13 protein-coding genes and 1 pseudogene are annotated in these 15,288 nt (G+C 37.6%); 10 read left to right on the forward strand and 4 right to left on the reverse strand.

The window, feature by feature from the left end; genetic code table 11:
- Window positions 1-97 precede the first annotated feature (97 nt).
- Complete coding sequence (locus HWV02_RS08890) at window positions 98-1,354, reverse strand: Y-family DNA polymerase (RefSeq protein ID WP_211690223.1); 1,257 nt, start codon at window positions 1,352-1,354, stop codon at window positions 98-100.
- Window positions 1,354-1,761 (reverse strand): LexA family transcriptional regulator, encoded by a 408-nt coding sequence (locus HWV02_RS08895; RefSeq protein WP_211690224.1) that lies wholly within the window; start codon window positions 1,759-1,761, stop codon window positions 1,354-1,356. Before HWV02_RS08895 ends, HWV02_RS08890 begins: the two co-directional genes overlap by 1 nt.
- Before the next feature lie 743 nt (window positions 1,762-2,504).
- Between HWV02_RS08895 and HWV02_RS08900 the strand changes: the two genes are divergently transcribed.
- The 6 genes from HWV02_RS08900 to HWV02_RS08925 all read left to right on the forward strand — a co-directional run bounded on the left by HWV02_RS08900 (window position 2,505) and on the right by HWV02_RS08925 (window position 8,288).
- The gene (locus HWV02_RS08900; protein ID WP_211690225.1) at window positions 2,505-2,972 is read left to right on the forward strand and encodes a hypothetical protein; all 468 of its coding nucleotides are present in this window, start codon (window positions 2,505-2,507) and stop codon (window positions 2,970-2,972) included.
- A gap of 120 nt (window positions 2,973-3,092) precedes the next feature.
- Window positions 3,093-3,665, forward strand: coding sequence for a hypothetical protein (locus tag HWV02_RS08905; RefSeq protein ID WP_211690227.1), 573 nt, complete (start codon window positions 3,093-3,095; stop codon window positions 3,663-3,665).
- Between the two features lie 133 nt (window positions 3,666-3,798).
- On the forward strand, window positions 3,799-4,422 hold the full coding sequence (locus HWV02_RS08910) for an HAD family hydrolase (protein WP_211690229.1): 624 nt from the start codon (window positions 3,799-3,801) through the stop codon (window positions 4,420-4,422).
- Window positions 4,423-4,484: 62 nt separating this feature from the next.
- Window positions 4,485-4,958, forward strand: coding sequence for a hypothetical protein (locus HWV02_RS08915; RefSeq protein WP_211690231.1), 474 nt, complete (start codon window positions 4,485-4,487; stop codon window positions 4,956-4,958).
- Between the two features lie 139 nt (window positions 4,959-5,097).
- The gene (locus HWV02_RS08920; RefSeq protein WP_255550629.1) at window positions 5,098-5,556 is read left to right on the forward strand and encodes an NUDIX pyrophosphatase; all 459 of its coding nucleotides are present in this window, start codon (window positions 5,098-5,100) and stop codon (window positions 5,554-5,556) included.
- Between the two features lie 875 nt (window positions 5,557-6,431).
- Window positions 6,432-8,288 carry a BspA family leucine-rich repeat surface protein gene (locus tag HWV02_RS08925; protein ID WP_211690233.1) on the forward strand — a complete coding sequence of 619 codons (1,857 nt, stop codon included), beginning with the start codon at window positions 6,432-6,434 and terminating at the stop codon, window positions 8,286-8,288.
- 313 nt (window positions 8,289-8,601) lie between these two features.
- Here the strand turns inward: HWV02_RS08925 and HWV02_RS22805 are convergent.
- Window positions 8,602-8,811 (reverse strand): annotated as a pseudogene (locus HWV02_RS22805) (S24 family peptidase); the annotation flags it as partial.
- A gap of 439 nt (window positions 8,812-9,250) precedes the next feature.
- Between HWV02_RS22805 and HWV02_RS08935 the strand changes: the two are divergent.
- Window positions 9,251-9,808, forward strand: a complete 558-nt coding sequence (locus tag HWV02_RS08935) for a GNAT family N-acetyltransferase (protein WP_075478001.1) — start codon at window positions 9,251-9,253, stop codon at window positions 9,806-9,808.
- A 352-nt stretch (window positions 9,809-10,160) separates the two neighbouring features.
- Here HWV02_RS08935 and HWV02_RS08940 read toward each other — a convergent pair whose 3' ends face one another.
- The gene (locus HWV02_RS08940; RefSeq protein WP_211690235.1) at window positions 10,161-10,997 is read right to left on the reverse strand and encodes a hypothetical protein; all 837 of its coding nucleotides are present in this window, start codon (window positions 10,995-10,997) and stop codon (window positions 10,161-10,163) included.
- 697 nt (window positions 10,998-11,694) lie between these two features.
- On the opposite strand from HWV02_RS08940, the gene HWV02_RS08945 reads away from it, so the two are divergent.
- The 3 genes from HWV02_RS08945 (at window position 11,695) to HWV02_RS08955 (ending at window position 15,252) form a co-directional block, all read left to right on the forward strand.
- Window positions 11,695-12,486, forward strand: coding sequence for a hypothetical protein (locus HWV02_RS08945; RefSeq protein WP_211674993.1), 792 nt, complete (start codon window positions 11,695-11,697; stop codon window positions 12,484-12,486).
- Window positions 12,487-13,010: 524 nt separating this feature from the next.
- Entirely contained in the window at window positions 13,011-14,150 is a 1,140-nt protein-coding gene (locus HWV02_RS08950) for a hypothetical protein (protein ID WP_211690237.1), read from the forward strand.
- Between the two features lie 448 nt (window positions 14,151-14,598).
- Complete coding sequence (locus HWV02_RS08955) at window positions 14,599-15,252, forward strand: hypothetical protein (RefSeq protein WP_211690239.1); 654 nt, start codon at window positions 14,599-14,601, stop codon at window positions 15,250-15,252.
- Window positions 15,253-15,288 lie beyond the last annotated feature (36 nt).

Raw genomic sequence — 15,288 nt, forward strand, 5'->3', positions numbered from 1 at the left:
GGAACAGCAAGGGACTTTGTCTACTTCTTTTCAACTCAGATTCTTCAACATAGCCTAGATAAAATCATTATTTACTGACTGAGATGACGAAGAGCGTTCAGCACTTTACCTTCGGTATATCCTGCCAGTTGGTTGTATATTGTGGTGTAAGCATTTTACGACGCATGGCCCATTTTTGTTCTGTGCCTTGGGCGCCTAAAAATACGGTATTATTGCCATATCTCTGATTGAGCTTATCGAACACCTGCATCAGGTCTTCGTTATTTTGATCATAGTTGAACAAATCTTTTTGTTCATGGGTACCATCAACTAAATCGATCAGGCCGATACCTATCTTGTAATACCTTACATCTTTATGGAACAGCTCTTTTGCTAATCGGGTTGCAGCTTTCGTTATTTGATCCACATCTGCAGTCGGGTATGGGAAATGATGAATAGCGCGGTAACTCGCGGGTTTGTCATCAAACGGTGAGCTTGCCGCAAAGCACAACATTACTTTACACAATGAATGTTGCTTACGTGCTTTTAGCGATGCAATGCCAGCATGCTGGCTTAGCGCTTGTTGTAGTGTACTGAGTTCTGTAATGCGTTCGCCGACACTGCGTGTAGAGTAAATTTGTTTTTTATCAGCCCTGGCTGTATCCCAATTTTTACAAGGTAGCCCATTGAGTTCTCGTATTATGCGTTCAACTTCAATATTGAACTCTTTGCGTGCTAAACCCGCAGGGTATTCAGCAAGGTCTAATGCGTTATTCAGTCCCATCACTGTCATGATTTTTGATAGCTTGCGACCAATACCCCAAACATCACTGATACTCATCGCTGCAAGTACCTTTAATCGTTCTGCGTCATTGTCGAGTACGCAAACGCCATTATAGTGATGTAATTTCTTTGCTGCCTGGTTAGCTATTTTAGCAAGAGTCAGGGTCGGGCCAATTCCGACACATACAGGCAATCGGCATTCTTTCCATACTGCACGCCGGATCTTAGCACCATGGGTTCGAAGGCAAGGTATTGCGGGATAAGTTTTTTTAAATGACAAGAAAGACTCATCGATACTATAGATATGCTGTTCAGGCGCAAAACGACCAATGACTTGCATCATCTTTGCCGAGAGGTCTGAATAAAGCTCGTAGTTAGAAGAGAGCGCAATAACGCCTTTTTTTTCACATAAGTTTTTGATCTGGAAATAAGGCTTAAACTTTGGAACACCGGCTTCTTTTGCTTGTCTGTTTGCGGCCACGATACATCCGTCATTATTAGACAAAACTACAATCGGTTTATTACGCCAATCCGGGCGAAACACTTGCTCTGCGCTGCAATAGAATGAATTGGCATCAACGAGGGCAAACACTAATTATCATCCAATAGATAACTAGGGCGATGGCAACGAATAGAGCGTATAACAACCCCTTCAATGCTAAATGAATCTAAATCGTTAATGAAGACAGGCTTAACTTTATCATTTGCAGACACTAACATACGTTGGCGAACATCAAGTAACTTACAAACGAACTCCCCATTTAAATTAGCAACAACAACATCGTGCTGTCTGGGCGTAACATGCCTATCAACAATCAATAAGTCACCATCAAAAATACCAACACCTTCCATTGAATCACCACAGGCTTTACCAATGAAAGTGGAGCTAGGGTGCTCGATAAGAATTTCGTCTAAGGTACATCTAAGCTGGCTATATTCAGCTGCAGGACTTTCAAAACCAGTGATACCAGCACTTGCAGAGATTGGAATTATATTCATAAATAAACACTGTTGTTATATACAGCATTTATTTTAGGCCAGTTATAAGGAAAACTCAAGAAGTGAGGTTTATTCCACCATTTAATTTGAACTCCTCCTGGGGGAGAGTGAGATTAAATCTTATGGCTAAACTACCGGTAAACTCACTCCTCTTCGCCTACCGCGTTTTCGCAATTTTTTCACGTTTTGGACACGGCGATGGACACGCTACTATAGCTAAAGCCTTGCCAGTGAAGGATCGCGACGATCATTTAAAGATCGTTAATGTCAAAGTTGTGACACCTTTTGACACTAAGTGACAAACCCTTCTGATTTAATGAGGCGACAAATTGCAATTTACCCAAATCACCTTGGTTGAGTACTAATCCAAAGGCTTAACATATTTTACCATGCAAAAATTACCAACTGAGTTGATTATATTTATGCACTAAGAAAACGGCTAGACAGGGTGATTTTATACAGTGTTATTTGTATTTTGGTGAACACAGTCTCGATTTGCCAAAAGGCAGTCAGGTTTATCTTGTAGTCTAAAATTAATATCAATATAATCAGTTGCATAGCTAGTCTTGTATATAACTTACAAGACTAAAGAAATAATTTACAGGATAGCTCGTTTTCCCATAAACATGTAATTAATAAATTTGAAGTATAATCTTATTTTTTAATTGATTAATCTACTTTTATTGAGGTCAATGAATTTGGGGAATCGAGAGTCCTGTTATACAAATGTTAACTGTAAAAGTATGAAACTAGAACTCGTGCATTGTGAAAAGAAATCTCCAGCCTTATTTAAGCAGCACCCTGTATGGGCTGAATATTATGAGCCTGAGGATGAGAATCGAATGGTTGAGGATGGCTTTGATCGGGAAGAGGTGCAAAGCGAACTAAAGAGAATTGAGTATTCTGATAGTTATTTGATTCCATATGTAAACTTCGAGAAGCCTTCTCCGTATGAATTTACTTTGTACAAAGCCAGGGCAACGGTGAATGGCACAATTGAAGTTTTTTCCACTTTATTTGTAATGGAAAACACTGTTAACTCGGTAACTATTTATGTCAATGAAGAGCAGTTTGTTATAAATCTGACAGATTCGGATTTCAGTGATGAAAAGGAGCTCTGTATTGCTCTTGGAGTCAAATCAATCTATCCGCTTTCTGTTCAGTCTGATATTGGTATAGAGTTCAATGAGCGATTTGAGTCAGGGGCATAAAGCAGTTAACAAGCGGCTGCACCGGACAAATTTCCGCTGTCACCTTTTGTGCAAAAATACGCACAAAAGCCGCCATCAAAAATTTACTCGGTGAGCCGGGCGTTATATGGGCATTCGAATATGAGTTTGATTCAAATTAAATTAATCGGGGAGACTATTAAGGAATATTTATTATGTTTTTCAATTGTTTTAGCTGGTGTGTGGGCGTTTTATTCCTTCTCAGTTACGGAAAGTGAAAATATTAATCCTAAGCCTATTGTTGAATCTACTATCAAAGTAGAATTAATTAACAGCAATGAGGGTAATTATGTGAAATCTGAAGTAACTCTACAAAATAAAGGTAATAATTCTGTGTGGGTGGAGTTTAAGAGTCCATCATTAAGTTTAAGTACAATTGACTTTACTGATAACAAAACAATGAATTCAACGATTGTATCTAAACAAAGGTATGAAGCTTTCATAGACAACGCTATGCTTAGCTACGGTGATGTGGATGAAATGTTAATTTCACCAAATTCAAAAATTAAGTTGGTGTATCTTTCCGCAATTCCTGAAACCGAAGATAAATTTGTTCAGGTAGCATTTATGGCAACGTATAGGCATAAAGAGTTACGCAAAACCCTTCAGGCTAGAGAACATAGTAGTATTATCGTTTTTACAACACAAGCTAGAGAATATGTGAGTATCAAGTAACCCATATAACAAGAAATTAAACAAGGACAAAAAACAGTTGGCTTTTGCTCCTTCGTCACTTATTTTAGCCAACAATTTTTTGCCTGTTAATTAGGCGTTATAAGCCAAAGGAATCTGCACTGTGAATCACGTAATGTTTGATATTGATGGAACGCTTATCGAATCATATGATTTTGATTCTGAGTGCTTTACCGAAGCAGTTAAGGAAGTTACTGGATATGAGATTGATACCAACTGGTCTCGCTATAAACACGTAACGGACACTGGAATCCTTAATCAGTTTTTTAAAGAAACGAACATTGAAAATACCGAAATTGCACATGAAAGCATTAAGAGTGTTTTCTTAAATAAAATACAAACTCGAATTGCAAAGAAGCCAATTAGTGAAATAGTTGGTGCTGCTGCATTTATCACCAGTTTAAAAGAGTTGCAGAATGTTGCAATTTCGTTTGCTACTGGTGGTTGGTATGAAAGTGCTATTTTAAAATTGGAGTCTGCTGGTATTGATATTTCAAACATTCCAATTGCTTCTGCTAATGATCATCACTCAAGAATCGAGATTATGAAAATTGCTGAAAAAAGAGCAGTTAAGGACACTCGTTTATCATTCACATATTTTGGTGATGGAAGTTGGGATTTGAAAGCTTGTAAAGAACTTGGTGTAAACTTTGTTTTAGTTGGTGATAAAATCGAACATAATCAGTCAATTATGAACTTTAAAAAACAAAACGAAGCATTTGCGTATATTGGCTTATAACAAGGGGCTGCTGTCGGAAAATTTTCCGCAGAGCGCGGCGTTATATTTTATTGGAGTTCATCATGCTAAATAGAATCGAAGAATGGATTGATTTAACAAATGAAAGGTTTTCTAATCAACGACAAAGTTGTGCGTTATTTACGCGAGATTTCGCTGGTTTTTACTCTGAAGAGTTTCTATCTAATTCATACTTTGTAATCGTTGATAGTATTCCAAAGCCAGATTTTCCAGAACTGCGCCAAGCTGGTTTAGGCGACTTTCTTGATATGGAACTTCAAGGTATTACATATAAAAACACTTATTATATAGTGCCGAGTGTCGCTCAAAATTTACGTTTACACTTTCATGAATTGGTGCATGTTGCCCAATGGAAGTCTCTTGGCGCTATTGGCTTTTTGGAACGTTACATATCTGAAGTTCAAAGTGTCGGTTACAATGAAGCACCGCTCGAGAAACTAGCTTATGCATTTGATCATCACTTTTCGCAAGATTGGCAAAAAGTTGATGTCCCAAGCTATGTAGAAAACAAAATATAACATAGCATAGCATTTAAGGGTGATTCCCAACGCTTGGCATTTTCAGTTCAAGGTTGGGTTTCGTGTTTACGGTGGGTTAGGTGGCAGCGTTGCTCACACCTTAATGCGACGTTAAATGACCTTCAGGATAATATGAGGAATGGAAATGATCCCAATTAGAAGTGCTGTTGTCTCAGGCGTCGCTTTGTCTGTTATTGATGGGCAAACAAAAATGCTTTTGATGAAAAGGTCTAAGGGTTGCTTTTGGTGTCATGTTGCTGGAAGCATTGAACCCGATGAAAAAGGCTGGCAAACCATAATTCGAGAGTTTAGAGAAGAAACTGAGATTAAGGTTACTGAATTATATAATGGACAATACCTAGAGCAATTCTATGAAAGCAGCCTTAATACAATAGAAATGATCCCTGTTTTTGTCGTCTATTGTAAGCCAAATCAAACGATTATCATTAATCATGAACATACTGAATATAAATGGTGCTTGTTAAGTGAAGCTATTGAACTCGCGGAATTTCCTGGCCAAAAATTACTTTACGAACATATATGGAATAATTTTGTTGAAAGTAAGCCATCGAAGCTCATGCGTGTGAAGGTTATTTAACAAGGCTATTTACCGGAATAGCAGTCCTTCGTTTCAATTTATGCACTGCACTGCACTGCGCTGCCGCGCCATGAATATAAAATTAAATTACAGAAATTGAAGGAGCCTGAGATCGCATATTCATTTGACCTTGGCGTAGTCATTAATAAGGATTAATAACCCTAAACTCGGAATGATAAAGGGGGTATTGTTACTTCTGGTGAATATGTCCTGACAACGATATTAGCGGACGCGATTGCTAATACCGTTGTTCATGAGTTCACGGAAAATACCGAAGTCGGCGTGGCAGTCCGGCAGGGAAGTACAGGCTGATTTGGATGGTAATACAAACCATCGCCACTTTGTCGCCATGGATTAAATTACTTGGTTTAAACTATTGATTTTAAATAGGTTAAATTGTCGGTTATATATCCCTGAGTTATTTAATCTACAAGCGCGCCTTTAAAATGTAAATTAGAATATATTAGTATTTTGTTGATTTGAGAGCTGGGTTTAGCGTGCTCTGTTACAGTATGAATAGCAGGGGGTTAAGTTAACCTTTTGATAAATAGTGGTTTTAAAGCTGTTTTGTTTAGGGGTTTATAGTGGAGTGTTAGCAAGGGTGATATCGGGGAAGGGGTAATTTTTAAGGCTGGTTAACGCATTAAATTAATCAGCTTAAAATCACTGCAGTTTTTATAAGAGCTGTTACACATGAAACAGGTATTAATCAATAGATTGATTTTTTAATTTCGAAAACTGTTATTTAAATCCAATATAAACAACTACGCACTACTACTCACTTATGGTTATGTGTTAGCGTTGGTACTGTTCCGTATGTATCAAAGATACTGATCACCCCCTCAATATCAATACACAAAATAAGGTCAATAAAGATGTTAAATTCAAAGAAGATAGCTTTCTTCTTTTACTCCTACTTAGCGATAGGACTGTTAGCTGGATGTCATTCTGGTAATGGAACTGAGGATGTACAGGATGTACAGGATGATGGGATTCACGTCATTATTGTACCGGATAATAACCTTCATACCATTATGGTACAGCCTGAGGTGGGCGGCTCTGCCACGCCAAATGAGGGGCAGGTGTCAGAAGGTGAGACGTTTGATTTTACTGTGACCCCTGATGCAGGATTTAGGATTGATAAGGTGAGCAGTTTATCCGGTGAGTGCGTGGTGCATCCAATCGATGAGACCTCCTATGACTCTATGACTGCCACTAAGTACCAAACGGACGCGATTGATAGCGACTGCGCGATTAGCGCCACCTTCATGAAGATGCACAAAGTTACAATAAACCATAACATGAGTGGTAAGGTTAAAATACTACCAAACACAGAAGAGGCTGGTACGAAAGTCGTAAGCAATGTCGAAAAAAATGAAGTATTGAAATTCATTGTCACGCCCAATGCAGGCTTTTTGATACAGCAGGTTTCCACCAGTGACGATGTCTTGTGTAAGGTTACGCCAGATAAAATCGGGGCAGTAGCTGGGGAAGTGGTGACTTATACGACGGAGAAAATAACGAAAGACTGTGCTTATAACGTTCGGTTTAGTGAGTCTTTTAAGAGGTTAACCTGTAAAGGAAAGCCATACACTGACATAGACCACGATTGGTACAGTAATCCGCCATCAGATACCCCAGAGTTAGTCGTGGACGACGCGACGATACGTAACTGGCTTGCCTTAGATTTGTTACTGGATGGGCTAGTCACCTTTGAAACGGGGTGTGTGACAGATATGAGCTGGCTGTTTAGAAATAACCACGATTTTAATCAAGATATTGGGGACTGGGACACCTCGAGTGTCACCGACATGAGTTGGATGTTTACTGATGCCGTCACTTTTAACCAAGATATTGGCAGCTGGGACACCTTGAGTGTCACTGATATGAGTTGGATGTTTACTGATGCCGACGCCTTTAATCAAGACATTGGCGACTGGGACACCTCGAATGTAATCTCTATGAGTGGGATGTTTAGTTATGCCGCCTTTAATCAGGACATTGGCAGGTGGGACACCTCGAGTGTCACTGATATGAGCGGGATGTTTTTTGAGGGCGTCTTTAATCAAGACATAGGCGGTTGGGACACTTCGAATGTCACCGATATGAGCTCGATGTTTGCGGGTCATAAAAGTATGTCTAGTGTCTTTAATCAAGACATAGGCGGTTGGGATACTTCGAATGTCACCGATATGAGCTCGATGTTTGCGGGTCATGAAAGTATGCCTAGCGCCTTTAATCAGGACATTGGCAGCTGGGACACCTCGAGTGTCACTGACATGAGTTGGATGTTTACTGAGGGCGTCTTTAACCAAGACATAGGCAGCTGGGATACTTCTAGTGTCACCGACATGAGTTGGATGTTTTCGGGTCATGAAAGTATGCCTAGCGCCTTTAATCAATATATTGGCGACTGGGATACCTCGAGTGTCAGATCTATGAGTGGGATGTTTACTGATGCCGTCTTTAATCAAGATATTGGCAGCTGGGACACCTCTAGTGTCAACAGGATGGACGCCATGTTTAGGCGTGCAGTCGTCTTTAATCAAGACATCGGCGACTGGGACACCTCTAGGGTCGGCCTTATGCAACAAATGTTTTACGAAGCTCATTCATTTTCAGGAGACCTAACAGGATGGGATGTTAGTTGGGTCCGCCGCGTCTGGGACTTTGCAAACAACAGCGCATTGACAGAAGAACAACTACCGAATTTTGTTCCTTCTAACCTTTGAGGATTAATAATCGGCTCCATGTCAGCTCATTAACTTTCGGTGCGCTAATACTGGGTATTGTCATGGAGATTGAGTGTCAATATGCCATTGTTGACGTGCTAATGCCAGCATGCTGACTTAGGGCTTGTTGTCGGGTACTGAGTTCTCATATTGTGCGTTCAACTTCAATACGAGAACTCTTTGCGCGCTAAACCCGTTAGGGCATTCTGCAAGGTCTAACGCATTATTCAGTCCCACCGGCTTCTTTTGTCTGTTTGCGGCAGCGATACACCCGTCATTATTAGGCAAAGCCACAATGGGTTTATTACGCTAGCCTGGGCGTAACATGCCTATCAACAATCAATAAGTCACCATCAAAAATACCAACACCTTCCATTGAATCACCACAGGCTTTACCAATAAAAGTGGAGCTAGGGTGCTCGATAAGAATTTCGTCTAAGGTACATGTAAGCTGGCTATATTCAGCTGCAGGACTTTCAAAACCAGTGATACCAGCACTTGCAGAGATTGGAATTATATTCATAAATAAACACTGTTGTTATATACAGTGTTTATTTTAGGCCAGTTATAAGGAAAACTCAAGAAGTGGGGGTTATTCCACCATTGGATTTGAACTCCTCCTGGGGGTGAGTGAGATTAAATCTTATGGCTAAACAGAGTGATTTTATACAGTGTTATTTGTATTTTGGTGAACGCAGTCTCGATTTGCCAAAAGGCAGTCAGGTTTATCTTGTAGTCTAAAATTAATGTCAATATAATCAGTTGCATAGCTAGTCTTGTATATAACTTACAAGACTAAATAAATAATTTACAGGACGGCTCGTTTTCCCATAAACATGTAATTAATAAATTTGAAGTATAATCTTATTTTTCAATTGATTAATCTACTTTTATTGAGGTGAATGAATTTGGGAAATCGAGAGTCCTGTTATACAAATGTTATATTTCACGGAGGATTCAGGTTGTCATTTCCAGTTTTAGAGACAAATTGCTTAAGGTTAGATGAATTATCTAAAGAAGATTCAAATAGCTTATTTGAGTTGTTCTCTGACAGTTCCGTTGTCGAATATTATAATTTGGAAGCTTTCACTAATATTTCACAAGCTAGCAACTTAATAGAACTCTTTAACTCTCGCTTTAAAGAAAACTCTGGAATTCGTTGGGCTATTCGCCTGAAAGAAACAAATGAACTTATTGGTACTTGTGGCTTTAATACTTGGGACCACAAAATGAAGAATGCTGTTCTTGGATATGATTTACTACCAAAATATTGGGGGATGGGGCTTACCACTGAAGCAGTTCATCGAATAGTAAAAGCTGCATTTTTAGGTGAGTTATCTTGCGGCAAACTTAATCGTATACAAGGCGATACTGTTCCGGGTAACTCCGCATCAGAATCACTTCTTCTAAAGGTTGGATTCAAAGAGGAAGGTATTAGGCGTCAAAGTGGTTACTGGAAAAATCAGTTTCATGATCTTAAATGCTTTGGCTTAATTAAGTCCGAGTACTGTGAAATATAACAAGAAATTAAACAAGGACAAAGAACTGTTGGTTTTGGTCCTTCGTAGCTTATTTTAATCAACAATTTTTGCCTGTTAATTGGGCGTTAGCATAAAAGAGCAACCATGGATTTGACGTTATCCCCAGGAACCAAACAGACCCTCCTAACAATTAAGAAGATTGGTGTTCGGCAAATCAACATTTTTAAGTTTCATGACTATGTAACAGTTGTTACCTTCGTCATTCTTTGTTGTCTCCTCCATCAATCCTTTTGATCTTGCTGTAAGTCACGAGACATCATCTAGTAAAGTCAGTGAATCTGAGTATGAATTTCAACTATTATGCTAACTGTATCATTACGTAAAAAACAACTTAATTAGCCGTCAATTCAACACTGATAGCATCCTTAACATTACGTTTAGATATCAATAGTTTTATCCGTTGTGAACCGTTTCTATCATAAGTGTATATCGCAGCTAAGTACATTCCATCGTTATCCGAATCTGAGCAGCCAGAAAACCTTAGGTTATTCTCAGTATAGAGATCCCTGTATTTCCCATCAAGCGATGAAACTCGAAATGAACCTACGTCTTCACTTGCATCTGTTGAGTTTAATGTTCCTTCTATTTTACAGCCTAAATCTGTTTGATTTCCTTGTATTTTGGCGGTGCCGTCTTTGTTTTTAATTAGCTCTAAATCATATTTGTTATCTTTTGAATAGAAAGCTAACTTTTCTAATACGCTGAAGTCTTCATGCTGACTAATTCGTTTAAGTTGTATTGATTGACCTACCTTTAACCCTAGATCTACTAGGGACTTATCTAGCTCTTTAATTGTAAGTTTTAGTTTATTACCATTATCAATAAATTCGTAATCCATGTAACTAGAAGGGGGGCTGAAAATATTTTCTTCAAACCTTATTTCTGGATATTCAGAGTAAATATGTCGGGTAGTAAAAAATCTAGTTTTGCCATTTAAATCCTTCAAAGTGAACATTCCGAACTTACAACATTCAGTTTTAGTGTTGTATATGGACAAATCTACGCTTCTATGTTCATTACTATCACCTACAGCCACGTAGCCACCAGACGATGCTTCGAGTGCTTTTGGGGTCGGGGTTGGAGGCGGTAAGTCATAATCGTCACTTCCCCCGCACCCTGTTAATAATGTAACAATCGAAATTGCAAAGGCAGATAATAAATATTTCATGTGGTAATCCAGTAAGTAAAAGGGGCGCACATCCTAATTGATACGTATCTTATTGTAAAAGTGACTATGTGAATAAGGATGACCGGGTTTGTTAATAGTCGTTCGTTAGATTTCACCTAGCATGCGTTATACGGAGAGGTATTACGAGGATAACAAAAACTAATGATGCATAGATATTGAAACACATGTAAGCCTCTTTGGATAATTAGAATCATGAAATAGTGCTAAGGTCTAACTCATTTATAAATATAACCAAATAATAAATAATAAATAATAAATAATAAATAACAAATAACAAATAATAATAATTAATTATTAAAACAAAAGTGAGTTGTGAAAAAAATATTTAATTTGTAATTTTTTGTAACGGTTTACCCCTTATTGGAGGGTTTTTATTTCGAGGTGAAATATTATCTTATGGCGCTACGCGAATACAAAGATAATATCGCGCATAACGTTGCTCTAATTTAAGTAACGGTAATAAAGATTTTAGCTAATATACGGTTGTTGCGTATATTTATCAGTCAGAAGCCAAGTACCTTCATTGATCACGGGAATAGAGTTGAGAATATAATCGATGCGAAATCAGCAGAATACGACATTCCTTACTTTTCATTACAATTAATTCAATTAGATCTGTATAAACTGTAACAAAAGTCCCCAAAACAAGTTTAATAACATATAAGAGTTAATACCTATGTATAATCTGAATCGATTCTTTGAAGAAATTACACAGCTCGCGCCTAGCTATATTGCACACCATTCATGGGTTTCATGGGATTGGACTCAATCTGATAATATTTTAAATTCTTGGTGGCTATATAAAAATGCAAAGAAAAGTTCACTTGGTTTCTTGTTATTGGGTGGTACTCAAATTAGAAAGGATGAAGCATTACTTTTCAACTTTGGTCTTAGTTCACATGGAGGTGTGCAAGAAAAAGAAGAACTCGCATTAGTTTCGCGACTTATAGAAAAAAGATGCGAACTACGAAAACAGACACCTTTAATAAATAGCAATTCCATGGTTAGTACAGGAAGTGTATTAAGTGATAAAAATTGGAATCCTATTCTTAATGATTGCTTTATTTTAGGTGGGGTGACAGGTTTGCAGGATTTCCATCTTGCAGAATCTAGATATAACCAATTTAGCATCACCATCAATCCAAGTATTAGGAATAAAATGAGTGATAAAGATAAATGGAAATGTTATTTCCAGTGTTACATTGGAGATATTTGGGATTATAAATATAATGTCCCTCGTGTATTTGCTCGAGAATTACTAGGGTTGAAATTATTTGGCTATAAGCCTGTGTTTAAGTTTGGTCAATTGTTTTTTACTCCCGGTGATAAAAGTAAAGCCTCTACTGCATCATTTACTGCATACTTAAATTATTTGATAAAAACTGGGACTACATCAAGTAACCCTCGAAAAACGCTAATGGAAATAGCAAGTTTCTTATTTGATGACCCTGAATGTTTATTAAAGTAATTCTATACCCATGTTAAGCCGTATTTCTTACTATTTTCCCCTTTAAATAACCCACATATCACCAAGATGATTTCGAACCATCTTGGTGAATATCTATTTCAATGTGAATCTAAAACAAATTTCAATTTAACGCATCGTTTTTATGTTGTGTTATTCGTCTATTTCACGGTTGTATCACAGTTTACCACTAAAGGGTTGCCATTCTCTTTAGATAAATGAAAATAGTAATATAATCAGTTGCATATTTAGTTCATTAATCATTATTAGGACTTAACAAGGACGTGAAATGCAAATAACATCTTTATTTCGAATCATTTTAATATCAGGCGTAATTACAGCAATAGTCGGTGTTGTTGTTGGTATTAACTTAGCTGAAACATTGCCAATATTATTATAGGACTACCTTATCTTTAATCTCAACAAGCTATGATGAAATAAACAAACGCTTACAAATTAACCATTTTGTTTACCGTTATTTTTTGTTTTAATCTTTCTAATAACTTTGTTAATGAATGAGATTTAATATGAAAAAAATAACAACTGTAGCTTTACTTGCCACCGTCCTTTCTGGGTGCGGATCAGATTCATCTTCAACAGCTCCAGTTAAGCCGCCAACAAAGCCAGTTAACCCCCCAACAAAGCCAGTTAACCCGCCAGCAACGCCAGTTAAACCGAAGGCTGATTACGTATTTTCACCGGATAAGCTTGATGAAGTGAAGCGGGAGCGACAAGATATCCAAGATCACGCAATGGCGCTCACTTATAATGGGGTGCGGTATGATAAAATTAAGTTTTCTGAAGAAGTTACTGATTCTGAAAAATTAATTAGGCTTACGGATAATTCAGGTTTAAAAAACGTTGACCTTTATCTTCCTGGTGCAGTGGATAATAAGAATTGTATTATTTACGCCGAAAGCAAGATTCTGGATAAGTTTAATTGTGATGCTAATATACGCTCCATTTCTAATGATACCACACTCATTGCTACGACGACGATTGATAAAAATCTCTCCGTCAGCCTTGAATATAATAATGACATGTCGGAATACGTTACCGCTATTGGTAATACTATTTTAAGTGAAGCCAAAAATGGCAACAAAGTAACGATCACCACTTCCTTTGCTTTTAGCTATTTTTATCGTGATGCGAACCCTGGTGTTGAAATGCCTTCGACTCTTGGTGCGTCAACCTATTTCCAGCTTTCTGATATCGTGAATTCAAATCTAGGCAGTAAAATGACCTTGAAGTTTAACAACTTTGTCGGCGGCAGTGGTGATGATGGGATCAACATGTACACCGGACTTATGATCAATAGCAACAAGATGACGACGATCGTAACCTCAACGGGTTCAGTTTTCTCTGGAGGCACGGATCTGTTCGCAGCCGGTAACCCACGAATTTTGCAACGTTCAGATACCAATAAAGCCATTGAGCTTAATAAGCAAGTGGGTGTGCATAGTTGGGCGGAGGACGGTAAAACAGCTAAAGAATTCCCGTACACCAACGAAAGTCATCGTAAGCAAGCGACCTATTTTAATAAGGTGATGGGAGATAAAGGGGTTGATTTTTATATCTTTACTTTAGACTCTGCTCCTGCTATAGGCGCGCACTGGATGACTAGAGCAGACTCTGATAAATACGACTTTATCACTCGTATTGAGTAAGTCTTAATTTGGTACACACTTCAACACCTGATAATATTGAAGTGTGTACCAATCCAAGACTTCCATCCTAAACATTGATGCATTTTACCTTCGGTATATCCTGTCATTTGGCTCAGAGTTGAACAAATCTTTAAAAGTTATTATTTCTAATGATCTCCTATAACACAGCTATTTATAGTGGCTAAATGGATTAATAAACCATTTAAAATTATATTGATAGGTCCCCTTATAAACTTATCAATACGGCACTTAACCCAGTCTCGACTTGCCAAAAGGCAGTCAGGTTTATCTTGTGGTCTGAAATTAATATCAATATAATCAGTTTCATATTTAGTCTTGTATATAACTTACAAGACTAAATAAATTAATTTGGGGAATCGAAAGTCCTGTTATACAAATAATATGTTTCAAAAACGTAAAATCAATCAGCACTTTCATGGAGTAGGTAATGTTTAAGAAAGTATTTTTCCTATTGGTATCTTCCATATTTGTTCTTTGTTCGCATGGTGCTTCTGCGAGTACAGAATATGATGTTGAAAATGGAAGAGAAATCATAAAGCTATTGCAAAATGAGATTTATGTTAAGGTTAAACTTAGTAAAGAAGAATTATCAAACACTAAAGTTGATTTTCAAGAATATTATCAACAAGAAGTCCTCCCTCGTTTAGATAATATATCAAAGAATATTAACGAGTCCGCAATTCATTGGATTGATTTAGATTTTGATGGTAAACCTGAGCTTGTTTTCTGGACTGAGGGATTATCACCAACAAGTTGGGGAGCTAATGAATATCTGTTCATTGTTAGTATCAATGAAAAATCAAATCCGGTGATTTTGAAATCTATGGATTTAGGTGAAGTTTCACGAAATGTAAAACAATACCGTTACGTCAAGTTTTGGCCAGAACCCAATAAAAATCGAGGTTATAATGATTTTCTGAGGGCTGTATTGAGCTATGGTAACTTTGGAGTAAGTGGAAGTGGGATCATAAATTTACAGATAGAATGGAATCGCTACGGAAACAGCATTGAAATAAGTCGTTTTCACACAGCATTCCCGTTTAATATAGAGCTAAAACATAAATCTGAGAACGAAAGCTAACAAAAAAACTAGGGGACATCGACTGCGGCGAAAAGA

This window comes from Moritella sp. 28 (assembly GCF_018219435.1).
Classification (GTDB): Bacteria; Pseudomonadota; Gammaproteobacteria; order Enterobacterales; family Moritellaceae; genus Moritella.